The 23427-nt window shown below is 51.2% G+C and carries 21 protein-coding genes and 2 pseudogenes; 19 read left to right on the forward strand and 4 right to left on the reverse strand.

The window, feature by feature from the left end; all coding sequences use genetic code 11:
• Positions 1-40 precede the first annotated feature (40 nt).
• The 8 genes from PQG83_RS00290 (at position 41) to PQG83_RS00325 (ending at position 6862) form a co-directional block, all read left to right on the forward strand.
• The gene (locus PQG83_RS00290) at positions 41-661 is read left to right on the forward strand and encodes a response regulator (RefSeq protein ID WP_312745382.1); all 621 of its coding nucleotides are present in this window, start codon (positions 41-43) and stop codon (positions 659-661) included.
• A gap of 178 nt (positions 662-839) precedes the next feature.
• On the forward strand, positions 840-1883 hold the full coding sequence (locus PQG83_RS00295; protein ID WP_312745385.1) for a response regulator: 1044 nt from the start codon (positions 840-842) through the stop codon (positions 1881-1883).
• Positions 1883-2101 (forward strand): hypothetical protein, encoded by a 219-nt coding sequence (locus PQG83_RS00300; protein ID WP_312745387.1) that lies wholly within the window; start codon positions 1883-1885, stop codon positions 2099-2101. The genes PQG83_RS00295 and PQG83_RS00300 overlap by 1 nt, the downstream gene beginning before the upstream one ends.
• An 86-nt stretch (positions 2102-2187) precedes the next feature.
• Positions 2188-2631 (forward strand): hypothetical protein, encoded by a 444-nt coding sequence (locus PQG83_RS00305; protein ID WP_312745389.1) that lies wholly within the window; start codon positions 2188-2190, stop codon positions 2629-2631.
• A 325-nt stretch (positions 2632-2956) separates the two neighbouring features.
• Entirely contained in the window at positions 2957-3934 is a 978-nt protein-coding gene (locus PQG83_RS00310; RefSeq protein WP_312745390.1) for a sugar phosphate nucleotidyltransferase, read from the forward strand.
• Positions 3935-4467: 533 nt separating this feature from the next.
• On the forward strand, positions 4468-4824 hold the full coding sequence (locus PQG83_RS00315) for a SpoIIAA family protein (protein ID WP_312745392.1): 357 nt from the start codon (positions 4468-4470) through the stop codon (positions 4822-4824).
• Positions 4825-5095: 271 nt separating this feature from the next.
• On the forward strand, positions 5096-6076 hold the full coding sequence (locus PQG83_RS00320; protein ID WP_312745395.1) for a sugar phosphate nucleotidyltransferase: 981 nt from the start codon (positions 5096-5098) through the stop codon (positions 6074-6076).
• A gap of 480 nt (positions 6077-6556) precedes the next feature.
• Positions 6557-6862, forward strand: coding sequence for a hypothetical protein (locus tag PQG83_RS00325; protein ID WP_312745397.1), 306 nt, complete (start codon positions 6557-6559; stop codon positions 6860-6862).
• Positions 6863-7528: 666 nt separating this feature from the next.
• Here PQG83_RS00325 and PQG83_RS00330 read toward each other — a convergent pair.
• Complete coding sequence (locus PQG83_RS00330) at positions 7529-8164, reverse strand: YchE family NAAT transporter (RefSeq protein WP_312745399.1); 636 nt, start codon at positions 8162-8164, stop codon at positions 7529-7531.
• A gap of 488 nt (positions 8165-8652) precedes the next feature.
• Between PQG83_RS00330 and PQG83_RS00335 the strand changes: the two genes are divergently transcribed.
• The 7 genes and pseudogenes from PQG83_RS00335 to PQG83_RS00360 all read left to right on the forward strand — a co-directional run bounded on the left by PQG83_RS00335 (position 8653) and on the right by PQG83_RS00360 (position 17244).
• Positions 8653-9591: a universal stress protein gene (locus PQG83_RS00335; protein WP_312745401.1), complete on the forward strand. Its 939-nt coding sequence runs from the start codon at positions 8653-8655 to the stop codon at positions 9589-9591.
• 194 nt (positions 9592-9785) lie between these two features.
• Positions 9786-11894, forward strand: a pseudogene (locus PQG83_RS00340) (acetate--CoA ligase family protein); the annotation flags it as partial.
• Between the two features lie 114 nt (positions 11895-12008).
• Positions 12009-12491 (forward strand): annotated as a pseudogene (locus PQG83_RS20800) (GNAT family N-acetyltransferase); the annotation flags it as partial.
• 106 nt (positions 12492-12597) lie between these two features.
• Positions 12598-13368 (forward strand): SpoIIAA family protein, encoded by a 771-nt coding sequence (locus tag PQG83_RS00345; RefSeq protein WP_312745406.1) that lies wholly within the window; start codon positions 12598-12600, stop codon positions 13366-13368.
• A gap of 114 nt (positions 13369-13482) precedes the next feature.
• Positions 13483-13743 (forward strand): hypothetical protein, encoded by a 261-nt coding sequence (locus PQG83_RS00350; protein ID WP_312745409.1) that lies wholly within the window; start codon positions 13483-13485, stop codon positions 13741-13743.
• A 248-nt stretch (positions 13744-13991) separates the two neighbouring features.
• Positions 13992-14750, forward strand: coding sequence for an HAD family hydrolase (locus tag PQG83_RS00355; protein ID WP_312745412.1), 759 nt, complete (start codon positions 13992-13994; stop codon positions 14748-14750).
• A 106-nt stretch (positions 14751-14856) separates the two neighbouring features.
• Positions 14857-17244 (forward strand): glycoside hydrolase family 65 protein, encoded by a 2388-nt coding sequence (locus PQG83_RS00360; protein ID WP_312745414.1) that lies wholly within the window; start codon positions 14857-14859, stop codon positions 17242-17244.
• Positions 17245-17707: 463 nt separating this feature from the next.
• Here the strand turns inward: PQG83_RS00360 and PQG83_RS00365 are convergent, their stop codons facing one another.
• The 3 genes from PQG83_RS00365 to PQG83_RS00375 form a co-directional block, all read right to left on the reverse strand.
• Positions 17708-18928 carry a 5-(carboxyamino)imidazole ribonucleotide synthase gene (locus PQG83_RS00365; protein ID WP_312745415.1) on the reverse strand — a complete coding sequence of 407 codons (1221 nt, stop codon included), beginning with the start codon at positions 18926-18928 and terminating at the stop codon, positions 17708-17710.
• The gene (gene purE, locus PQG83_RS00370; protein WP_312745416.1) at positions 18925-19425 is read right to left on the reverse strand and encodes a 5-(carboxyamino)imidazole ribonucleotide mutase; all 501 of its coding nucleotides are present in this window, start codon (positions 19423-19425) and stop codon (positions 18925-18927) included. Before purE ends, PQG83_RS00365 begins: the two co-directional genes overlap by 4 nt.
• 169 nt (positions 19426-19594) lie before the next feature.
• Positions 19595-19747, reverse strand: a complete 153-nt coding sequence (locus tag PQG83_RS00375; RefSeq protein WP_312745417.1) for a hypothetical protein — start codon at positions 19745-19747, stop codon at positions 19595-19597.
• Between the two features lie 643 nt (positions 19748-20390).
• Between PQG83_RS00375 and PQG83_RS00380 the strand changes: the two genes are divergently transcribed.
• From PQG83_RS00380 to PQG83_RS00395, 4 genes are all read left to right on the forward strand, one after another.
• A complete protein-coding gene (locus PQG83_RS00380) occupies positions 20391-21377 on the forward strand; it encodes a sugar phosphate nucleotidyltransferase (RefSeq protein WP_312745418.1) in 987 nt (328 codons plus the stop codon).
• Positions 21378-21654: 277 nt separating this feature from the next.
• Positions 21655-22173: a DUF1264 domain-containing protein gene (locus tag PQG83_RS00385; protein WP_312745420.1), complete on the forward strand. Its 519-nt coding sequence runs from the start codon at positions 21655-21657 to the stop codon at positions 22171-22173.
• Between the two features lie 147 nt (positions 22174-22320).
• On the forward strand, positions 22321-22809 hold the full coding sequence (locus tag PQG83_RS00390) for a hypothetical protein (RefSeq protein WP_312745422.1): 489 nt from the start codon (positions 22321-22323) through the stop codon (positions 22807-22809).
• 182 nt (positions 22810-22991) lie between these two features.
• A complete protein-coding gene (locus PQG83_RS00395) occupies positions 22992-23321 on the forward strand; it encodes a cupin domain-containing protein (RefSeq protein ID WP_312745425.1) in 330 nt (109 codons plus the stop codon).
• Positions 23322-23427: the final 106 nt, after the last annotated feature.

The following is a 23427-nucleotide window of genomic DNA, read 5'->3' on the forward strand; positions in this document are numbered from 1 at the left end:
CTCATGTGACGGGAAATCCTCAAGGGACCTTCCGCGTATTATGTTGGCAGATGATCATCCCATGGTCCTGGAGGGGGTGGCAAAGCTTGTGGAGGAATTCGGCGAGGTCGTGGGGAAAGTGGAAGATGGACGATCGCTGCTTGAAGTCGCTTCACATCTGAACCCGGATGTGGTGATTATGGATATTTCGATGCCGAGTTTAAACGGGCTGGAATCGGCACGCCATCTTCAAAAACTTGTTCCCCGTTGTAAAATTATTTTTCTGACGATGCATGCGGATTCCGCCTATATTACCGCGGCATTTGAGGCCGGAGCCTCTGGATATCTCATGAAACGGTCTGCCGGTTCTGAACTTCAATTGGCGGTCAAGACGGTGTTGGCGGGCCGCCGGTATGTCACGCCTCTTGCCCTGCGGGGGGAGGCCTCGCTTAAGGATTTTCTGGGAGGGGGAAAATCGTTGTTTAAGCTACTCACTTCTCGTCAAAGGGAAGTCTTGCAGTTGATTGCCGAAGGCCGTTCCACCAAAGCTATGGCCAGCCTCCTCAATATTTCCACCAAGACGGTGGAATTTCATAAAGCCAAGGTCATGGAGACGTTAGGGATGCATACCATTCCAGAATTGACTCAGTTTGCGGTTGCCCACGGCTTGATTGAGAAGTAGACGATTCCAATCATTTCTCCCCACTTTATCCTAGGATTTTTTCCGGAAAGGACTAGGGGTTTCCCTAGTTCTTTTTTGTGACGTCGATCGGTATCTTACTCGCTCACCTTAGCGGCAAAAACCCCCTTTACTCTGATGGTTTCTATGGTTGAAACCGATGTGAAAGAGAGGCTCTCGGATGAACCACCTATTTTCATCTTCTCCGTTGGCGGAAGATCTGATGAACAGCGCAGCCGTTCCTCTTCGACCCGGTCGCTTTGAAAAGGGTCTGGCTTTGCAATTTCTCTCCGGGCAATACAGCGGCTGGCCGGTGGTCGATTCCACCAGAGAGATTCTTGGGGTCGTGACCGAACTTCGTCTGTTACAAGCCTGTTCACGCGTGAATTCTCTGGATGAACTCAGGGTCGAAGACACCATGACCACGCCGGTATATGTGTTTGAGCAGGATCCGCTCGATGTCGTGATGAAGGGGATGCTTCACAGTCAGGTTTTGAGGATGCCAGTGGTTCGTGATCGGCAACTTGTCGGAGTCATTTCCCGGGGAGAAGTCTTACGGCATAGCCTTCCGTTTTCTTCGCCTTCCTCCCAATTTGTGTTTTCCTGTGCCTGGTGTGAACGGGTTCATGACCCCTCTGAGGGGGGGGACGGAACAGAGGCCTGGCAAGTGTTGGATGCCTATTTGTCCAGGCATCAACTCACATTCTCTGATATCGAGCCTGCACAAACCTATTGTCCTTCCTGTCTGGAAATTCTTCAAACGCTCCGAACCACATCGCCGAGCGTGTCGACTGTCGAGACCGAGGCTCAGGGTCAGGAAGTCCGTCCCTGTTTGTTGGTGGTCGATGATGATCCTTCCATCTCCGGATTGTTGGATCAGGCTCTTCAGGAATGGGGATATGAGGTGCTAGTTGCGAGAAATGGGAGGGAAGGCCTGGATCTATTGGGCGGCCGTTGCGTGGATGGAATTTTATTGGATATGCACATGCCCATTATGGATGGGCGGACGATGCTGGATGAACTACGATGGCTGGGATATCAGATGCCGGTGCTCATGATGTCGGGCGCGTCGGAGGAACCATTGCTCCGGCGGATGGTGCAGGAAGGTGCTCAAGGATTTTTCCTCAAGCCGTTTCATCTCGTTTCTGTTCAACAAGCCTGCCGTAAGATCTTGCAAAACGATGGGGTCAAGGCAGAGGCAGCCTCTCGATTCCATGTGACTTAATGGAAGACGGAATTCCGGCTAGAGCTGATGGATGTAAAGAGGGACGCATTCATGAACATAAGGCCGGTCGTGTGGATGGAACCCTAAAAACCGCCAGGAGAGAAGTCTGCGCCCATCAACGCCTGGTAGACGAACAGATCAACATTCAAGGCGAGAAAACGGGGCACCTGGTTTGTCGGGAATGTGGTGAGGTCATTCATAAACCGGTGGAAGCCTGAAATCCACTGAGATGAGTGTTATCTCCTGTGTCCTATCGAAAGGAGGTGAAGGTCTGTGACGCTTCTCGTGCTTCACGACACTGAATGTGCCAAAAAGAGTGCGCTGTCTTGGCCGCGACAAGCCACACGGGATTGAACGATTGTATATCTATCTCTTCATCCATGAATGTTCAATCCGGTTTGATCGACGCAGGAAAGAATTTGTCAGAATTCTGCTCATCTGTCTTGAAGATGATATCGAGCTGACCATGATATCAAGGGAATACAAGGCGGAGGTTGATCCAATGAAAGATTTTTCATTCGTGTCCAACAAAGAGGGAGAAATGCAAAATCTGCCAGTTTCTGTCAATGAAAACACGGACGTAAGGAACGATGGTTCTACTGATTCGCTAGAGATCAAAATTGACAATCGGGCCCATGAGATCTCCCAGCGGGGAGGTGAGCCTCGTGGCCCGACTTTAGCCAGTTGGTTGAAAGCCGCAAGGGAGATTTTGTCCGAGGATTCTGAAGGCCCGCAATTGACTGCCTAAAGCCCGTTTGCTGATGCAACCGGTTTAATTTAAATGGGTTCTCATCCCCACGCCGGAATTCTGACGAATCAAGAATTTTTTTCTCATCTCTCTTGAAGCTGGGTCTGCTGGTAACGGCGGGGATGACTAAGGAGGAGGGATAGACTCGGTATTTTGATTCGGACATCTGACAGAACCCTAAGAGAACTTTCTTGGTTTCCTAGAATAATACCCAATATTCCTCTTACTTCTATATCAGGGACCGCGTAGGTAAATTCATAGCTTTCATGACAACATAGCTTTTATACAATTTTTTCCTACATACAAAAGGAAGGAGCTCCGCCCTATGTCTCAATCCCATGCCTTATGGTCCATTATTCTCGCCGGTGGGGAGGGGGAACGAACGCGCCCGTTTATTGAACGATGGTTAGGCTATCCTAAACCCAAGCAGTACTGCACATTCGTGGGAAACCGGTCGATGCTGCAACACACCTTAGACCGGGCGGATCGCCTTGGGGCTCCTCATCAAAAAATCACGGTGGTGGCCCAAACCCATCAAGGGTTCGCAGGTGAGGCCTTAGGAGGTCAGCGGGCAGGACAAGTGATTCTTGAACCGAACTATTGCGGCACCGCCTCCGGGATGTTTCTCCCTCTTACCTATCTCCGGGCGTGGGATCCAAGTGCCACGGTGGTCATCTTTCCTTCTGACCATTTTGTATTTCCGGAAAATCGTTTTCTGGAAATGGTTCGGCGTGCCGTACGCGGGAGTCGTATCCTTCAGGATCGCCTCCTGTTGCTGGGGGTACGCCCCACTCATCTTGAATTGGATTTTGGCTGGATGAATGTGGGCGGGGTGTTGGGTTGGAGTGGAGGATCCTGTGTTCGGCAAGTCGATTCCTTTGATGAGCAACTCGACCACGTCCAGGCCCTCAATGCCATGGCCAAAGGCGCACTCTGGAACACGTCGGTGATCGTGGGGAAAGTTTCCACCATCTGGAAGCTTGGCTGGCAATACGTTCCTGTCATCATGGAACGGTTTGAGCGATTAGGAAAAGCCATCGGGAGCACTCATGAGGGTCGCATGCTTCGTCAGTTATATCAGAAAATGCCCATATTAGATGTATCTTCCGAATTGCTCCAGCGCGTTCCGGAACGCCTGGGGATGATTGAGCTGGAAGACGTGCTTTGGAGTGATTGGGAAGGCTCAGACCGCATTCGTGACACGCTGAATGTTATCGGAAAGGAGCCTGCGTTCCCCTCTGATCTTGTCACCATGCCCTGTTCCGCACCTCATGCACTCTCTTTCCTTGAGGTAACTCGATGAGTCGTAAACCCGTCTTAACAAGTGACGGGAAGGAACCGGAAGAACTGCCTGGCTCAACTCGTCAAGGTAGGAGCGTGTCCGTTCTCTGCTCGGGTATCCCCCGCCGATCCTGAGGGGAACCTATCTTCGAACGACTTAATTCCGTCTGGGTTCCTTTTAATAAATCCAGGGAATCACAATAGGTCTGATTAGCGCTTTTCCTCCCTTGTTGTTGCAATCTTCAACAGTTCCCCATTAGTCCCTGTAGCTTTTTTGGCCAAGTAGACCTTTTCCGGCCTGGTTCGTTTTCTCTGAACCCATTGCAAACAGAGAGAATTGGTCCGAGGCCCTCTCCTGGCATAATCCTCGCTAGAAAAATAATACCGGGTCTAAACTGTTAGGGGCATGTGAAATGCTTTCAGGGCAAAGGAGGTGCGAGTGGAGCCAGGAAGAAAAATTTTAACCTGGGGTTCCTCCGTGGAACGTTCGCCGTGAGGGCCGGTCACGAATTGGTGTCTCGGGGGTGAAAGAAATGGGGGTGAAAGATATAAGATATGTATCGGATTTTAGATGAAAGTGAAGACGGAAGTGTGGGAATACGGGTTATGAGTAAATTATCAGCTGAAGAGTATGATCTCTTGAATGCATACCTGGAGCATCTGATGCAGGAGGTTGGCCCGATTAATTTCTTATGCGATATGGCAACCGTTGAAGGCGAAAATGGGCAAGCCTTATGGGAAGAGATGACCGATAACCTTCGGAACGCTCAAGAATATCAACGAATTGCGGTGGTGGGACACCGACGATGGTTGGAGAGCGAACCAAGGGTTGCTGTTCCCTGGCCCAGTGCTCAATTCAAATATTTCACACCAGACCAGACCGACGAGGCCTGGCATTGGGTAAAGGGGTGAGGATGCTCATGGCCAATGGGGTTTCATCCGGATCCCAGAGAACGTGGCCGTGAATAGGCTTGTAGCGATCGTGGCTGGACAGCTTTTTTGAGTTGGAACCTCCAGCAGGTATCCTTGGACTTTTAATGTCACCTAGGAACTTTTTCCTGGTTGACTAGGGAAATTCCTAGTTCCTTCCTTCCGGGTAATGTTTTATAAGGAACTTTTTATAATGGGGGGATGGCCCTCATTGTGCTTTAGCATTCACGACCCAGGGAGGGAGATGAAGAACATGCTGAGAGCCGGGGCCAATCCGTTGTGGTCGATTATTTTAGCTGGTGGTGAGGGGGAAAGGACCCGCCCGTTTATCGAACAGTGGTTGGGCGGACATAAACCCAAGCAGTATTGTACCTTTACCGGAAATCGATCCATGCTTCAACATACGCTGGATCGGGCAGACCGATTGGTCAGAGCTGAACAGAAGGTCACGGTCATCGGTCGGAACCATCGGGAATTTTTGAATAAAGCTGTGGAGGGAGATATTTCTGGACATGTTATTGTTCAGCCCCAGAATTGTGGAACAGCCGCAGGAGTGTTCCTTCCATTGACCTTTGTTCGAGCCTGGGATGCTGATGCCACAGTCGTCATTTTCCCATCCGATCATTTTGTCTTTCCGGAAGCCCGTTTTCTCGAAACGATCAGGCGAGGGATTCGCGCCAGTCACTTTCTCCAGGATCGTTTGATCCTGTTTGGCGTGTCTCCTTCACATCCTGAATTGGACTATGGGTGGATTAACCTGGGCGAAGTCCTGGGTTGGAGCAGTGGGTCATGTATTCGCCTCGTTGGTTCCTTTCTAGAAAAACCAGACCTCCTTGAAGGGCAACAGGTCATGGCAAGCGGCGCGCTTTGGAATACCTTGGTGATTGTGGCCAAAGTGACCACGCTCTGGAAACTTGGTTGGCAAAACCTACCGGTTTTAATGGAGCGGTTTGAACAGTTAGGAGCGTCGATTGGAACTGTGCACGAAAATGAGACGCTGCACGAGATCTATCGAGAGATGCCTAACCTAGACTTTTCTCGTGGATTGCTTCAAAGGATTCCTGAGCATCTGGGAGTGATGGAATTCGAGGAAGTGCTGTGGAGTGATTGGGGACAACCCGAACGCATTGCCCATACACTCAAAACTCTTGGGAAAAAACCTGCATTTCCTTCCGAAATTTTACAAAGGTCCTTGGCTCCCGCCGATGCCATTCCTCACATAGAGGTGACATGATGGGCCAATAAGCTATTAATTTAACCATCCGAAACATCTCAAAAGTCCTCCTCAGCCGGTAGGTTCAGGGGCGTAGTCAGAACAAAGACGACAGATAAGAGAGGTCCCTTGAGAAATCAGGAGAGCATGACCCCTGGTGGCACCGATTCCATGAACTCTCAATCGATCGTTGGGAAAATGCAAGGAGGTATCACCCGGCGGGCGTATGAATTAATTTATTGTCGAGAGGTGCACCCTGGGCAGGACCCCGATGATTGGGTCGTTGTTAAGCAAGAGATATTGGGCAAAGATAATTCATTATCGCCCAGGAAATCTGTTCATCAGCTAAATGGCAGGAATCCCCGTTCGCACATCTTCCCTTTTTGTCCGGTTTGACGGCCCGGTTTCCTGGAATACTTTTCGCTGTTTGTGTCGATGGATTGCCGCCTGCACAAAGCCATGTTGCCTTTACTATCGCTGAAGAGAAGATGTTTATATGATATGCAGGAAGAGGTTCTGTGGTTTCATCTTCATCTCGGTAGTCGTCCCAATCGATGGGCTTTGCAGGTTTTAGTTGGTCTCAAAATCAACGATGTGACCAACTCCAGACTCCGGGTGACTTTCAACAACCGGAAAAAAACAACACTGGACGGCAAAAACGGGATCGAGAAAACGAGCAGCTTTACAAACACGAATGTCACCTGGCCTGAAAGGCCAAAAGGATTCAATCCTAAAGTCCAATCGGAGAAAGTCGATCTCCCTCAATGGGAAAAGGTGGCGGTATGGGTCGGAAAGGACGGTAGGTAGCAAGACTCCGCTTGTTTCTTCCTCTCTCGGGCTGCCATGGATGAGAATCTATGTGCAGAACAACCAGAGTCTAGCGTTCAGCGCGTAGACATAGATCCAGTCCTGTTCACCAGTTTCCTTTTCCATGGGTTACCCCGTTTAGGATTTTATGGGCCTGATTGAGAGTCTACCTCGTGCAACTGAATTATAATGTTTTCTTCTCATGGAAGAAATGATGCGTAGTTCAAGATGGGCCTTGATCATATTGGGGATTTTTGTGGTATCCACGTTAGGGTGTTTGCCCACACCATTAGTGAGTGGAGACATCAGTTCTTTAGAGGAGTGGTATGGTAGGGCGCGACTGGTCAATGTACCGCTCTGACTTCGCTCCTTTCTCCAGTCAAAATGGTTTCAGATTCGACCTCTCATTCGCTTGTTTTTTCCTCCTTTCCCGGAAAAGCGTTCTAACCCCACTTAAAAACAAATGGGACAACACCTACCGAATCCTGGGTAGTTTCCGGTAATTCACAAAAGGGTCCGTTAAGGCAAAAGGCCGTTACAGGAGGCGGTGGATTGAAAGCGATCCACACGCAATTTTTTGTTGCGTGGAGTGGGATAGAGCTGCGGAAATACGAGTCGGCCTTGACCCAATGCGAATGCATGCCGACGCACCAACCTCTTTTTGTCTCATCCCGCCAAAGCCGGAAACAACCCCTTCAATCCGTTAGCAATAAATTCTACGGCGATGGCGGCCAGGATGAGTCCCATGATACGTGTAAAGATATTAATGCCGGTCTGGCCTAAACGCTGGGAGATCCACGGTGCCAAATGTAAAGACGTCCAAATGCATATGCCGACCGCAACAATCGCAAGGGCAATAAAGGCTTCATGAGCCCAGCCGATTCCTTTATGGGCCTGAAGTACGACGGTGCTCAACGAACCGGGTCCCGCCAGTAACGGAGTTGAGAGCGGGACGATGGCAATGTCCTGTTTCCTGTCGGACTCTTCAGCTTCTTCTTTGGTCTGCACCGTGAGGCTCCGTTGTGCCTGCAGCATGGAAATCGCCAGGAGTAAAATGAGGATCCCGCCACCCACTCTGAAAGAACTCACACTGATTCCGAATATTGCGAGGACCCCTTCACCTGCGACCAAGGCCACCAAGAGGATCAGAGTCGCGGAGAAGGAAGCGATCCTGGCAATGTGTTGCCGGTCTTTCATTTCTTTTCCTGGAGTGAGCGCGATGAAGATGGAGATAGCCCCCAGGGGATTAATGACGGCTAATAGCGCTACGAAGATTTTTACGTATTCGGTGTAGTCAAGCATCCGTTATCTGTATCCAGTCATTGGCAACCTTTAAGCATCCTGGGTAGGGAACCGGGTAGGAGCTCAAAAAATTATGGAATTCCAAAAGGCATAGGTCTTGCTGCTACAACAGATATGATGAGATTTTGTCGGGTCATTTCTTAAGAAGGATGGTACCCAATCTCACACCAACGCATTGTACCTTTTGAGGAGTGACTCTGCACATGTCCTACTGTTTGGGAAAGGTTGGAAGATTCAGAAAAACCCTTTGAGGCGACATTGAGTGAATTCCCAGGTTTGTCATCGGGGAGGGCTGTTCGAATTCCAGATTAACAAGAATTCGTCTTCGCTCAATTTCCGTGAATTGGAATGACAAAGAATGCTCTCAAGCAGAGCATGGAAGAATAATGAGTCAGGCCTTTGAGACTGAGTAGAGAACAAGGGTGTCATACGATAGACTAGGCAGTTGAAGTCCACTTCCATTCCAATGTGTTGAAAGGAGCCCGATAATGAAGGTATTGCTGGCGGTAGAGCAAACCCGCATTTCTGTAGGAGCCATTCGGATACTCACCAAGTTAATCCTTCCCAGCGGTTCAGATCTGATTCTTCTCCACGTGAATCCCGTCCCTCAAAAGATTACGGGTCTTGCGAAGGAACGGATTCTAAAAATCTCTCAGCAGGTTCAGGAGGTCCAAAAGGACGCACTTGAACAGGCGCGTCTGTTTCTGGGAAAGGTTGAGCGAACGTTACGTCCGCAGGATGTGCATTTTTTCCCGATGGTGAAAAGGGGATTTCCTGGAGAGGAAATTTTGAAAACCATTTCAAAGAAGGAAGTGGATCTGGTGGTTCTCGGAACCCGGGGCTATTCCAAAGCGACGGGTTTTTTGCTTGGCAGTGTGAGTCAATGGGTGTTACAGGAAGCGCCATGCTCGGTCTTGATCGCCCGACCCATGGCTCGCGAGAAAAAGGAGGGTCGAGGCATGAACCTTCTGCTGGCCACTGATGGATCTCCCGATTCACGGGCGGCGGTCGCCTTCGTCAAAACCGTGGAGCTACCGCCTTCCTCCCACATCACCATCCTTCATGTCGTCAAAAAACATGTATACGAAACCGAACGGGCTTTGACGGCTGATAGTCAAGATGAGAGCGAATTTGCCAAATTGGCCGAAGAAATTCTGGCGATTCGGGGCCGGGAAGGGGCGAAACTTCTTGAACAGACTCGAAAGGCATTGTCTTCTCCTAACCTTCAGATTCAGGAGCGGTTGGTGTTTGGCAATCCGGCCGACGAAATTCTTAAAGCCGCTCGCTATGTGCGAGCGGATCTCATCGTGATGGGATCTCGTGGATCGACTGGGGTCAAGCGGGTCTTCCTGGGGAGTATATCGAATAAAGTGGTCCACAGAGCCGGTTCTTCTGTGGCGGTCATTCGAAATACAACGAAGAAATGATCCTCCAAACGCGGGGCAGAAAACCCTGTTTGCTATGGAAAAAAATTGTCCTGGTGCCGCTTCTCTTGTGACAGAAGGAAGGGGGCCGCAGGATCTGCCGATCTCTCACTTCCACGCCGGGGAACATATCTCTTGAGTCATCGGGCATTACAGATGTATTGGACAATTTACATCTACGAATAACGGGACGTGTCATGAGCATTCGAAATTTCAACTACCTGTTTAAGCCCCGGTCCATTACCGTGATTGGCGCGTCAAATCGACCTCATCGAGTGGGAAGTGTGGTGATGCAGAATCTTCTGAAAGGGGGATTCGAAGGGCCTATTCTCCCCGTGAATCCAAAGTATCAGGCGGTGTGCGGAGTGCTGGCCTACCCCGATGTGAAGGCCCTGCCGGCCAATCCCGATCTCGCCATTCTTTGCACCCCTCCCAACACTATTCCCCGGTTGCTTCAAGAATTAGGCGAACGCGGAGTCCGGGCCGCGGTTATTCTGACAGCCGGCATCAGGCGAGAATCATCAGGGAAGGAGGGCGCGACCGATTGGACGGACATGCTGGAAACCGCAAGCAAATTCGGTATACGCCTTCTGGGTCCGAATACCGTTGGAATGCTCATCCCCCGGCTGGGACTCAATGCCAGTTTTGCCCATGTAGAAGCGCTCCCGGGATCGCTGGCGTTTCTTTCTCAGTCAGGCGCTCTTTGCACGGCTGTATTGGATTGGGCCCGGTCCAAAGGAATCGGTTTTTCGCATTTTCTCTCCCTGGGAGATAGCCTGGATATCGATGTGGGTGATGTTCTGGATTATCTGGGCAGCGATCCCGATACCCGGGCCATTCTTTTATACATTGAATCCATCACGCATGCCAGAAAGTTTATGTCGGCGGCCAGAGCCGCCGCTCGCAATAAACCGGTTTTAGCGATTAAAGCAGGACGACATCCGGAAGGGGCCACCGCCGCCAGTTCCCATACCGGGGCACTCATCGGTCGTGATGAGGTGTACGATGCCGCATTCTGCCGGGCTGGAATCCTGCGGGTGTTTGAAATTGATGAATTGTTCGATGCCGTCGAAACTCTGGAGCGATCCCGCCCATTACAGGGAGAACGATTAGCGATTGTGACGAACGGGGGAGGGCCGGGTGTTCTGGCCGCCGATGCCTTTGCCGAAGGCGGTGGTGCCCTCGCCGGCTTGTCAGAGGCCACCATCCAAGAATTGACCGCCCTGTTGCCGGCAAGCTGGTCGCACGGAAATCCTGTTGATATCGTCGGGGATGCGAGAGGAGACCGCTATGCGCAGGCATTGACCAGTATCCTGAACGCGCCGGATGTGGATGCGGTCATCGTGACCCATGCTCCCACAGCAGTCGTCACCAGCGAGGAGGCTGCGCTGGCCGTGGTGAATGCGGTTCGCGCCTCGTCCTCCAAGAAAAATGTGTTGACCAGTTGGCTCGGTGGCCAAACAACCCTTCAGGCCCGGCGCATGTTCGCCGAGGCCAATATCCCCACCTATGGCACACCTGAAAAGGCGGTGCGCGCATTCCTGCACCTGATTCGATACTCCCAGCGACAGCGCATGCTGATGGAAATTCCCCCATCCATTCCACGTGAGTTTCAACCGGCCACGTCTTCCGCACGATACGTGATTGAACAGGAGTTAGCGCAGGGGCGTTCTCAGTTGAATGAGCCGGAGGCAAAGGCCATTCTGGCTGCCTATGGCATTCCCACGGTGGAGACCCATATCGCGTCGACCCCCGACCAGGCCATTCGCTTCGCGGAGCAGGTGGGATTTCCCGTGGCATTGAAAATTCTTTCTCCCGACATTACTCATAAAACCGATGTCGGGGGAGTCGTGCTTGATGTGGAAAACGCCAAGGCCGTTGCCACAGCGTTTCAGGGAATGAGAGAACGGTTGGAGCACCTTCATCCGGGAGCGGAGATGCGTGGTGTGACCGTCCAACCGATGGCCAGACGGCCTGGTGCATACGAATTACTGGTGGGGGTGACCGTCGATGCCGCGTTTGGCCCGGTCATTGTGTTCGGTCAAGGGGGCATTGCCGTTGAGTTGTTGGGGGACCATGCCATGGCTCTCCCTCCTTTGAACATGAAATTAGCCAAAGATCTGATTAAGGCGACGAGAATTGCTTCCTTATTGCAAGGCTTCCGGACTCATCCTGCCGTCGATCTTGAAGCGCTCTGCCTGACCTTGATGCAAATTTCTCATCTCGTGCAGGATTTTCCTGAAATTGTTGAGCTGGATATTAATCCCCTTCTCGCAGACCAGAATGGGATATTGGCGTTGGACGCCAGAATGAAAATTGCCCCTTCTCGCATTTCCGGTCCGCACCATTTGGCCATTCGTCCCTATCCGGAAGAACTTGAGGAATGGATGACGCTGGGATCGGGGAAACGGATTCTGTGTCGGCCCATTCGTCCGGAAGATGAACCGGCTCATAACGAATTTTTTTCGCGGTTGTCCCAGGAGGATATTCGCTTCCGGTTTTTCGGACTCATTCGGGAATTACCCCATTCACAAATGGCTCGCTTTACGCAGATTGATTACGACCGGGAAATGGCGTTCATTGCGGTAGGCAAGGATGAGGGGAACCGGTCTGAGACCCTTGGTGTGGTGCGCACGGCCAATGATGCCAACAATCACACGGCAGAGTTTGCCATTATCGTCCGGTCGGATATGAAGGGACAGGGTTTGGGACGATTGTTGTTGGAGAAAATGATCCGGTATTGCCGGAAGCGGGGCATGGCACAGATCATCGGCCAGGTCTTAACGGACAATACCGGGATGCTGGAGTTGGCGCGGCGAACCGGATTTACCAAAAAACTTACAGCAGAGGGAGATGCGATTGAGATTACGCTGAGTCTCACCTCCGGAAGGCCCTCTGAATAAAGGAGAGAGGTTGGTGGCAAGGTACCTGCTCCAAGGATAACTTTCATCCTATGAAAGCCGAAGTGAACGATTCCCACCTATTCCCAAACATTTGGAGACAATCATTATGTATCAACACGTCACCGCGCCGGATCACGTGATTGCCATGCATCTCAGGGGAAAACTTACGGGCGACGACATCAAAACGTATAAGGGTATTCTTGATGAAAAACTGCTCAGCCATGATCAGCTTAGCATGGTGGTGGACTTCACAGGCTTGTCGGACATGAACGCCGATGCATTTGTCGAGGGGACGAAGGCTGATCTCGAGCTTCTCAGGCATATCAATCAATTCACCCGCTTTGGCTTTGTTTCGGATAAAGAATGGCCCCAAGCCCTCATCGGGTTCATGAGCGATTTATTTCCGACCGTGGAGATGAAGGTCTTCCCGCCCGACGAGGGCGATGAGGCCATCCAATGGGCATCGGAGCTGCTGAAGACACCAAAATTCCAAGCTCCGGCTTTCCGCTTCCTCCCCACATCAAAAGACGAGGTCCTGGCCTTTGAGATTAATGGAGTGATTTCGGGGAAGGAAATGCCCGAGGTCATCAAAAAATTCGAAAAATTTCTGGAGCGGCACCAGAAGGTGCGGTTACTGAACCGGATCAAACACTTCGGGGGGATCGATCCGGCAATATTTATGCAAAGCGGCCTTCTTTCGATAAAGCTGGCGGCCATTCAGAAGGTCGAGCGCTACGCCATCGTTGCTGCGCCAAGCTGGATGTGCAAGGTCATTGAGACCGTCAATCCCGCGTTTGCGGATATGGATATGCGGACATTTCCGGAAGATCAGGAAAGCGAGGCATGGGCTTGGTTGGGAGCAGAACCCGCTCAATAAACTTACCGGCAGCTTGGCCATGACAAGAATACAGGTTCGTTATGGTACAAAGAACAGTTCAATCGCATGACCTGCCGGCATTCGATCAACCCTATTGGTTTGGGATCATCCATCATGAGGTCAATCCGTGCACTGATCACGTTCCTGCTCAGCCTACAGGTCATAGGCTGTACGACCGTGGGTCCGGACTATGCCCCGCCGGAACGACAGACGCCCAAGACGTTTAGCAGTGAGCTGACAGGTGGGCTTCGCGCAACTCCAAACGATAAAGCCACTCTGAGTCAATGGTGGACGACCCTGAACGATCCGGAACTGAATACGCTGATTGAACCGTCGCGGGGAATCTTGATTTGCGCCAGGCCGCGGCGCGCATAGCAGGGATGATGGAGTAAGGTTGTGTGTTGATGCGATATTGAGAGATTGGAATTCGCAGATATCACCAACACTTTTGTTAATTCGGCATGACCGGAATGGTCGATCATGAACCCGTGTGCAGAACAGAGGAAAACTTGATTGCCACAACCGTTCCCAAGGGTCGCTCTCATGGGCATTAAGGGATGGAGACGAGCATGTTCCTTGTTTTATCTCAAGTGAAGGCCAGGGACATGTGACAGGAATAAACGATGAACGAAGGGCATGCCGATAATCCCGTAACCCGGGAGAAGTATGACGCGGTGCTTTTTGACTTGGATGGCGTTATTACGAACACAGCCAAGATGCATGCGACATGCTGGAAGAAGATGTTTGATGCGTATCTGAAGAAGCGCTCTGCCAAAACGGGTGAATCGTTTCGTCCTTTTGATCTTGTCACAGATTATACTGTGTACGTTGATGGGAAGCCCCGGTTTGATGGGGTACGAGATTTTCTGTTATCTCGCGGCATCCGGATGGCCGAAGGAACCCCCGATGATCCTCCCCTGACGGAAACCGTGTGCGGGCTGGGGAATCATAAAAACCAACTGATAGAGGCATTTTTAGAAACAGATGGGGTCGAGGCCTACGAAGGGACCGTCGCGTTCCTCAGGCTTGTTCGTGATGAGGGAATCAAAACAGCTGTGGTGACCTCGAGCCAGAACGGCAAAGCCGTCATCAACGCTGCGGGCATCGAAGATCTCTTTGATGTGGAAGTCGATGGGAATACCATTGTTCATCAACATTTGGCGGGGAAACCCGCTCCGGATTCCTTCTTGAAAGCGGCCGAAATGCTTGACGTCCAGCCCGCGCGTGCGGTGGTGGTCGAAGATGCCATCTCCGGTGTGCAAGCCGGGGCCAAAGGGGGCTTCGGACTTGTGATCGGCGTGGCCCGGAAAGGCAATGCGGAAGAACTGAAACAACATGGGGCCCATCTCGTTGTCGCCGACCTGGGCGAGTTCGTTCGGTGAATGCGCTGGGTTCCCATGAAAAGAAGGAATTCTGTATTTCAGAGTCAAGTGTATCAGACAGGGTCTGAATGGACTTTTTCACCAAACATTTGTGAGGTCGTGACGCATGATTCACCATGAACGCCTGATTCCGCCCCCCCACATTTATCCGCCGGATGAATGGAACCTGGTGGAAAAGCAGTTCAATCCGGATTTTTTGTCTCATACCGAAACCATATATTCAATTGGCAATGGCTACCTTGGCATGCGTGGATGTCCGGAAGAGGGAGTGCCTGCCGCCCAGAATGGTACGTTTGTGAACGGCTTTTATGAATCATGGCCGATTCTGTATGGCGAGGAGGCGTATGGCTTTGCCAAAACCGGCCAGACCATTGTGAATGTGACGGATGCCAAAAAAATCAAACTCTATGTCGATGATGAACCGTTCCACCTTTCCAACGCCACCCTGCTGAGTTTCGACCGTCGTCTCAATATGAAATCCGCCACGCTGGACCGGCAGGTTGTGTGGGAGACGCCATCAGGAAAGCAGGTGTTAATTACATCGCGACGTCTCGTGTCATTTCCCCATCGACACCTTGCGGCCATTTCCTACGAAGTTACCATGCTGAATGCCGAGGCACCGATCGTCATTTCTTCAGAGATGCTGTACCTTCACGATCAAAGCAAGCGGGACGGTGACCCCCGTCAAGGGAAAGGGTTCATGGAGCGAGTCCTTCACCCACGGAAGCATAACGTCAAAGATCGTCGGGTGATCCTGTGCCACGGAACCAAAAACAGCAAGCTGACACTCGCCTGTGCCATCGACCATGAACTCAAAACCGAATGTCCTCATTCCTACAAATGCAAGAGTTCTGAAGATTTCGGAGCGGTCGTGTTTTCGGTCGAGGCCCAGCCGGGCATGAAGGTCCACCTGTTGAAATACATCACCTATCACACAACGGACACTGCCTCTCCTGAAGGGTTGTGCGACAGGGCCGAACGGACCCTGGATCGGGCCATGGGCCATGGATTCGATGGCATTCTGGCCGACCAAGAGCAATACATGGATGATTTCTGGAAAAGGAGCGATGTCCAAATTTGCGATATCGACCCAGAGTGGGCCAAACGTTCCACCATTGAAATTCAACAGGCCATTCGCTTCAACCTGTTTCATATCCTGCAGGCAGCAGGGCGGGCTGATACCCTCGGTGTTCCGGCCAAGGGTCTCACCGGCCAGGCCTACGAAGGCCAGTATTTTTGGGACACTGAAATCTATCTCCTTCCCTTCTTGATTTATACCTCCCCGCGCCTTGCCAAGAACCTCCTCATGTTTCGGTATCGCATGTTGGATCATGCCAGAGAACGAGCACGAGCGTTGAATCAGAGAGGGGCTATGTTCCCTTGGAGAACCATTAACGGTGAAGAAGCCTCGGCTTATTATGCGGCGGGAACAGCCCAGTACCACATCAATGCCGATATTATGTATGCGCTGAGAAAGTATGTGAATGCCACCGGCGATGAGGAGTTTCTGTATGACTATGGAGCAGAAATGCTGGTTGAAACGGCACGATTATGGAGTGACCTCGGATTCTTTTCGGAGCAAAAGGACGGAAAGTTTTGCATCCATGGCGTGACCGGACCCGATGAATACAATACCGTTGTTAACAATAACACCTATACCAATCTCATGGCTCGTGAGAATTTGCGGTATGCCGCGGCGACCATCGAGGTGCTGTGCGAAAAGAAGCCCGACGTGTTCGCTGCCTTGGTCAGCAAGACGGATTTGAAAATGGATGAGGTCAAGGAGTGGCGGAGTGCGGCGGAGAACATGTACATCCCTTATGAAGAGAAAAGAGGAATTCATCCACAGGATGATGTCTTTTTAGACAAAGAGGTGTGGGATTTGAAAAATACACCATCAGAGAAGTTCCCATTGCTCCTCTTTTACCATCCATTGGTCATCTATCGATATCAGGTGATTAAGCAGGCGGATATTGTCTTAGCCATGTTTCTGCTTGGGCAGGATTTTTCTCCGGAACAGAAGAAACGCAATTTTGACTATTATGACCGTTTAACTACAGGAGATTCTTCTCTGTCATCATGCATTCAGAGTATTGTCGCGACGGAGATTGGCTATACGCAAAAGGCCTTTGAATTAGGCCTGGCCGCCCTGCTGATGGATCTGGCTGATATCGGTGGAAACGTTAAGGATGGTTGCCACATCGCTTCGATGGGAGGGACGTGGATGGCTCTGACATACGGGTTTGGCGGGTTGCGGGATGACGATGGAATTCTTACGTTTAGACCCAGACGCGCCAAGGGCCAACCGGCAAAGTTACGGTTTCCTCTGACCTATCGCGGCCAAATCCTGGATGTGGAACTCGGCCCGGATTTAGCCACGTATTCATTACGGGAGGGCGATGGCCTGGTGATCCGCCACGAAGAGGAAGAGATTCGACTTTCACCAACGACTCCCATGGTCACCCGACCGATCGTCAAGCGGGTTTCCTCCTGAGGCAAGTCAACCGTGCGGGTTGTGGTGCTCCTTCTATGGGAAAATGCCAGATTTTCGCCAATAATCATAGCTCGGAAGAATACCGCTCCCAAATACCACATCCTCCACACGATGCACGATCAGCGTTGTAAAGGCGAATCGGGCGTGCGGATGGCAAGCGGATGACCAAAGTTGTAGGCGCGCAACAGATACCGCATCCACCTTCATCATTGTCAAACCACAAAGGGTATGAAGAGATTGGCGGTGGAAACCAACGAGAGGTTCACGAAAGTCATTGTAAAGTCTTAGCTGTTTGAATGCCGCGTCATGCCTTGAGGTGTCGCCATCACCTCCCGTCGAGGTGATGGTGTCGACAGGCCCACAATCCCAGTTACGGAAAAACTCAGCCCTATGGTTTTCCTGCCTTATGAATGGTTGTCAGGCGAAGCCCGCATTAGGAACCCTGTGTGAAAAACGGCGGCAGTCATGCCGGAGTCTCCAAGGGTCTGGATAGCTTTTGGAAAGGCTCTTTGGCTGGATTCTTGACCAGGAAGTCTTTCTCTTGAGAATCTGCATCCGTCATGCTCTGAAGGAGATCTTCGGCTTGTTGGTATGATTGATCTGGATTGTCCGCCATCAGAAGGAAATGCCCCATTTTGCGTCCCGGCGCGGCGTGTGTTTTTCCATAAAGGTGAAGCCGGACCTGCGGATGAGCCAGAAGTCGATCCCATCTGGGCGGACCATTTCGCCATAGATCTCCGAGGAGATTCACCATCACGACGGGATGCATGAGGGAGGTATCCCCCAATGGTAATCCGCAAATGGCGCGGAGATGTTGTTCGAATTGGGACGTCACGCAGGCCCCAAAGGTGAAATGTCCACTGTTATGAGGCCGGGGAGCGATCTCATTGATCAACAAGGTGTCGTCCTCGAGAAGAAACAGCTCCACCGCCATGACTCCGCAGTAGTCAAGCGCTTCTGAAAGGGAAACGGCAAGCTCCTCCGCCCGTAAACGGATCGTGTCCGCCACCCGGGCCGGAACGCGTGTGGTATGGAGGATGTTCTGCCTATGTGCATTCTCAGCCAGGGGATAGAGTTGAATATCTCCCTGAAGACTGCGGGCGAGCACGACCGATAGTTCCATTTTGAAGGGCGCGACGGCTTCCAAAACACACGGGACTTCCTTTAATTCTCGCCAGACCTCATTCAGATGGTCCACGCCGGTAGCCCGGATTTGGCCTTTACCGTCATATCCTGAACGGCGCTTCTTTAAAATAGCCGGGAATGTCACGTGTTGAGCCGCAGCGGTCAAGGTGGTGTGATCTTTGACCGAGGCGAAGGGAGTTTGTGGAAAGCGGTGATCTTGAAGAAATTCTCTTTGCACCAGTCGATCCTGGATGAGAGCGAGCACGGAAGAGGATGGACGGGTCGCTTGGCCGGTTTCAATGTCGGCAAGAAGCATCCAAGGCACCAGTTCGGTCTCGATGGTCACCACATCAACCTGAGAGACAAAGTCCATCACGCGTTCCGTGTTCGTCAGCTCTGATTGCACACAAAAATCCGCAACCTGGGCGGCCGGACAATTCTCAACGGGATCTAACACGCCAATCCGATACCCCATCCGCCGGCCTTCCATGGCCAGCATGCGCCCAAGTTGGCCTCCGCCCAATATCCCGATCGTTCCACCAGGAAGGATGATATTCATATGAGTTTCTCCAGTGCTGGGGTGTGTCGTTGGTCATAATAGGCCTTGAGTCGCTGGCCGATGCCGTGATCAGATACGGCAAGAATGGCTGCTGCCTGCAAGGCGGCATTGACCGCTCCATCTTCTCCGATCGCATGGGTCGCAACCGGAATGCCCTTTGGCATTTGGACAATTGATAAGAGCGAATCAAAGCCTTGCAGGGCTCGAGACCGAACCGGCACTCCGAGAACCGGAAGAATCGTTTTTGCTGCGGCCATTCCCGGCAAGTGTGCGGCTCCTCCTGCCCCGGCAATGAGCACATGGATGCCACGGCTTTGGGCCGAGCCGACATACTCAAAGAGAAAATCCGGTGTGCGGTGGGCTGACACAATCCGGCATTCATGGGGAACGGCCAATTCCGTGAGGATCAGACTTGCGTGCCGCATGGTCTCCCAATCACTGCTGCTCCCCATGATAATCGCCACGAGTGGATTGGAATTATCAGATTCAGAATTCATCGAATAGGTTGCCTCCCCCAAAATATTCCCACTTTAACAGCATCCAAACTGAAAGCACCCGGCCCAGTGAACAGATCGAGCCTCGTCCTTTGTTTCCCCGGTTCAGGCTCTGACCGTATTTGTCGCAAGCCCCTCTTCTCAGTCCACCCTACTGTACCCCGCTTCACCATCATAATTCCATAATTTCTGCACCGCCGGCCACCACCACTTCCGGCTGAACGATTCCAGGACCGTGGTCCCAGGCAGTTTGGAAATCCTTTGTCCCAATAAACCCGCATCGGTATTCTTCATCAGCAGGTCCTGGCTCAAATACTCTGGTCACGCTTTTGTCCCCCGATTGCAAATGAATTCGTATTCGAACGGGGCAATTCCCTTGAATTGGGGATTACCCCCCTTGAACCGGTATCGTCAACAGATCATTTCGGCGATGACGTGGTGGTCGGAAAGAAAATTTGACAGAGAAAACCGGCTTTTGATTCGGAAATCTCTCCCCACCACGTGACGGCGTTTCGGAATCGCATACCCCGCTTGAAAGTTTGTACCACTTTCAACGGTGAAATTCCTCAATCCATCCATGCCGACAGCCAAAAACTGACACCAGATACAACAATTCATGAGAGTCCCGTGGAATAAGAATTTTGCAGAGTTCGACTCTTAGGGCTTCCTTTTCACGTTTTCTATAAATTCCATATTCCACGAAAAGCACTGTAGATATTTGCCACGTCCATGCAAAGTTTTTTGTAGCCAAATGGGTCATCGGTTTGGGGGTCGGTAAATGATGTCTGACGTCGGAAGCCCGATACAAAAGAAATTTTCATAATGGTACCGAACTTGAAAAGAATGGGAGAAAACACCAATCAAGTGAGCGAAACTATTGGAAGAACTGAAAGATCTTCACCCTGCTTGCATTCGCAGAAGCAAAAATTTTGAGAAGGGTTTTTGGGTTTAATGAAAAAGGGGACTCCATGAAAGACCAAAACACGGCACAGGGAGAACGCTGGTCAGTGATCTTGGCTGGAGGAGAAGGGGAGCGAACGCGTCCATTTATTGAGCGGTGGCTGGGGTATCACAAGCCCAAACAGTATTGTTCCTTTGTGGGCCATCGTTCCATGTTGCAACATACGTGGGATCGTGCGGACTTCTTGACGCATCCTGACCACAAAATAACCGTCATTGCTCAGAACCACTTTCGAGAAGTGGTATCTCAGTCGGCGAATCGATCCTGTGGCCAGGTGATTGGACAACCTCGGAACTGTGATACCGCTGCAGGGATTTTTCTTCCATTAACATATATTCGGGCTCAGAATCCCCATGCGACAGTGGTGCTGTATCCAGCAGACCATTTTGTATCCCCCGAACATCGATTTATGGACACGGTGGAGAAGGCTATTCAGGCGACCACCCTCTTCCATGATCGAATCATGCTCCTCGGTGTCAGGCCCACGTCTCTTGAGCTCGAGTATGGATGGATCGAACCAGGAGGCCCCCTGGGATCAAGTGGCGGACTGTGCGTGAGACGGGTGGATGCCTTTCTCGAGAAGCCAAACGCTATCCAGGGGCTAGCCGCTCAGGTTAATGGGGCGCTTTGGAATACCTTTATCATGACCGCCAAAGTCGAGACCTTATGGAGATCGGGGTGGAAATGTTTGCCCGAAGTCCTCGAACGGTTTGAACAATTGGAAAAAGTTATAGGCACACCTCAGGAGAGTCGGACTCTTCGTGAAATCTATCATGATATGCCGAAGCGGAACTTTTCATCTGATCTTTTGGGTTGTGCCCCTGAATCGGTTGGAGTGCTTGAACTCAAAAATGTCCTGTGGAGCGACTGGGGTCGGCCTGATCGTATTGCTGACACTATTCGCGCGATAGGAAAACCCCCGGCTTTTGGATTGGAATGCCTGACGGAAACGCGGCATACACGCAATGAGAGTCAATTGACGGAGGTCTTGTGATGCGAACGAGTCAACAAACAGGGAGCCGTGAAGCCGCCATGAATCCCATTTCCCCCTCGGGCTCAAGAAAAGCCGTTTTGAATAAAAAAGGGGAGGCTAACTCCTCACGGTCGGTTGTTTTTTTCCGTCATCCCCGCCCGTAGTAAGCGGAGATCTATGCCACTGGATCACAAAATGAATTTCCCATAACAGATGTTGGAAATGACGAGTGGTCAAACAAAAAACCCCAATATCTCAATTTGGGGAGTAATGGTTCACCTTTAGCCGGGAGGTTGCTATGTCTCAATTTTATCGAAATCTTGGACTGACGAGTGTGTTGACTGTTGTGATGATGGGAGGAATATCTGTGCCGGCGATGAGCGCTGGTTCCGGCCCGGCAGATGGCTATGATCTTCATGTCCAAGCGCCGCATCTCATGGCCAATGGAGAGATTGGTGGTCCATTTCACCATTTCTGTAAGGGAATCTCAGATACTATTTTTCAGTGTCTCTTGTTTGAGACCACTGATGCCAATGCTCCCCTCGTCGCCGTGGAATATTTTGTGGCCAAGAAGGCCTCCCGAAAGCTTCCGTTGATTCAATGGCACCGATACTTCCATGATCATCAGGAGGAGATTGACACCGGTCGCTTGTTTATCCTCGATGTCGATGATGAAAACAAGAAAAAAGAAATTGCTGAAGCCGCAGGCAAAACCGATGGGGTCATCTATCATCTGTGGCAAAAAGGACAGGCGTTTCCAGACGGAACCGTGACCTTTCCACAATCGATTGGTGTGCAATTTCCCCAACCTAACTAATTGGCAATGAGCTGACGGGGGATCTCAAAAATCCCCCGTTCTTTCCGGATATCGATGCCAAAACTCAAAATGGAGGCTTGCCTATCTCCAGCCAGGTTGTGAGGGAAATGATGGGTCAAACAATTTATGCATTATGACGTAGGAGAAATGAATACACGACAGTTTGGCATATTGGTCATGACGACTCTTTTTGCCGGGGTGATGGGTGGGGCTCTGTCCAACCTTGTTTTCGTGAATACGGGAGTATTGGCCGAGGAAACAGAACAAACAAAGAAAGTGGTGACGGCGGAGGAATTCCGCCTTGTGACGAAGGATGGGCAACCCCGGGCCACGCTGCTTCTGTGGAATGGGGAATTGCCGGCTCTGACCCTCGCGAATGAAACCTGTCATAACCGTGTGTTCCTCGGTGTCTTTAATGAAGCACAGCCGGCATTGATTCTCAACGATAAAGGCTGTAAGCAACGAGCGGCTCTGGATCTGCAGCCGGATGGATTGCCTTCCCTCACTCTCAGAGACAAGCATGACGTTCCACGTGCCCGGCTCCGTGTGTTGCTGGATGGAAGTCCTGTCCTGACCCTCTTTGATCAGAACGGCCAGGTTGCCTGGTCACCGTCATTATCCTCCTCCGAGCGTTAGAGGTCATTTAGAGAATGGCATCGTCTTGTTATGGAAGGGATAGAACATCCGGGAGGAACACAAGGACGTTTCCATAATTGAATCCGGCCATCCGGATCGAACATGTTGTGCGAGGTTATTCTTGAAAGGAAGAGAGAACTCTTCAATAGAGACTTCTGTTGAAATCAAAGGAGGCGAGACCGATGAGCAAAGAAAAATTCCACCATACCGCTAACATGCAGTGGGAGAAACTGCAAGAGTTCCCTGGGCCCGCAGACGTCAAGATTGTTCGAGAAGACCCATTTCTTGGCGCCAAGACCATGCTGGTTCGGATTCCTGCCGGCGGCCGGATTACGCCACATAGCCACCGCGGCATCGTTCAGCATTTTGTTCTTGAGGGTCAATACGAGACGGACGGCCAGGTATGTGAACCGGGCAGTTATCGGATGATGCCGGAGCATTGTAATGTGTCTCCTATTTCCACAAAAGAGGGAGTGACCATCCTCATGATCTATGACCCGGTTTCCAACTAAGCTTGGTATATTCGGTCCCTGCGCGACGGGGGAACTTTATAAAAGAGATTTTATGAACAATGTGTGAGTCTTGTTGTCTGTCGATGAATGTTGAAGGTTTTCCATT

Source organism: Candidatus Nitrospira neomarina (genome assembly GCF_032051675.1).
Classification (GTDB): Bacteria; Nitrospirota; Nitrospiria; order Nitrospirales; family UBA8639; genus Nitrospira_E; species Nitrospira_E neomarina.

Excerpts from the sequence above, each read along its gene's own strand:
- PQG83_RS00290 (WP_312745382.1), top strand. The coding sequence starts at position 41 with ATGTTGGCAGATGATCATCCCATGGTCCTGGAGGGGGTGGCAAAGCTT.
- PQG83_RS00295 (WP_312745385.1), top strand. The coding sequence starts at position 840 with ATGAACCACCTATTTTCATCTTCTCCGTTGGCGGAAGATCTGATGAAC.
- PQG83_RS00300 (WP_312745387.1), top strand. The coding sequence starts at position 1,883 with ATGGAAGACGGAATTCCGGCTAGAGCTGATGGATGTAAAGAGGGACGC.
- PQG83_RS00310 (WP_312745390.1), top strand. The coding sequence starts at position 2,957 with ATGTCTCAATCCCATGCCTTATGGTCCATTATTCTCGCCGGTGGGGAG.
- PQG83_RS00315 (WP_312745392.1), top strand. The coding sequence starts at position 4,468 with ATGTATCGGATTTTAGATGAAAGTGAAGACGGAAGTGTGGGAATACGG.
- PQG83_RS00320 (WP_312745395.1), top strand. The coding sequence starts at position 5,096 with ATGCTGAGAGCCGGGGCCAATCCGTTGTGGTCGATTATTTTAGCTGGT.
- PQG83_RS00325 (WP_312745397.1), top strand. The coding sequence starts at position 6,557 with ATGCAGGAAGAGGTTCTGTGGTTTCATCTTCATCTCGGTAGTCGTCCC.
- PQG83_RS00330 (WP_312745399.1), bottom strand. The coding sequence starts at position 8,164 with ATGCTTGACTACACCGAATACGTAAAAATCTTCGTAGCGCTATTAGCC.
- PQG83_RS00335 (WP_312745401.1), top strand. The coding sequence starts at position 8,653 with ATGAAGGTATTGCTGGCGGTAGAGCAAACCCGCATTTCTGTAGGAGCC.
- PQG83_RS00345 (WP_312745406.1), top strand. The coding sequence starts at position 12,598 with ATGTATCAACACGTCACCGCGCCGGATCACGTGATTGCCATGCATCTC.
- PQG83_RS00350 (WP_312745409.1), top strand. The coding sequence starts at position 13,483 with ATGAGGTCAATCCGTGCACTGATCACGTTCCTGCTCAGCCTACAGGTC.
- PQG83_RS00355 (WP_312745412.1), top strand. The coding sequence starts at position 13,992 with ATGAACGAAGGGCATGCCGATAATCCCGTAACCCGGGAGAAGTATGAC.
- PQG83_RS00360 (WP_312745414.1), top strand. The coding sequence starts at position 14,857 with ATGATTCACCATGAACGCCTGATTCCGCCCCCCCACATTTATCCGCCG.
- PQG83_RS00365 (WP_312745415.1), bottom strand. The coding sequence starts at position 18,928 with ATGAATATCATCCTTCCTGGTGGAACGATCGGGATATTGGGCGGAGGC.
- purE (WP_312745416.1), bottom strand. The coding sequence starts at position 19,425 with ATGAATTCTGAATCTGATAATTCCAATCCACTCGTGGCGATTATCATG.
- PQG83_RS00380 (WP_312745418.1), top strand. The coding sequence starts at position 20,391 with ATGAAAGACCAAAACACGGCACAGGGAGAACGCTGGTCAGTGATCTTG.
- PQG83_RS00385 (WP_312745420.1), top strand. The coding sequence starts at position 21,655 with ATGTCTCAATTTTATCGAAATCTTGGACTGACGAGTGTGTTGACTGTT.
- PQG83_RS00390 (WP_312745422.1), top strand. The coding sequence starts at position 22,321 with ATGAATACACGACAGTTTGGCATATTGGTCATGACGACTCTTTTTGCC.
- PQG83_RS00395 (WP_312745425.1), top strand. The coding sequence starts at position 22,992 with ATGAGCAAAGAAAAATTCCACCATACCGCTAACATGCAGTGGGAGAAA.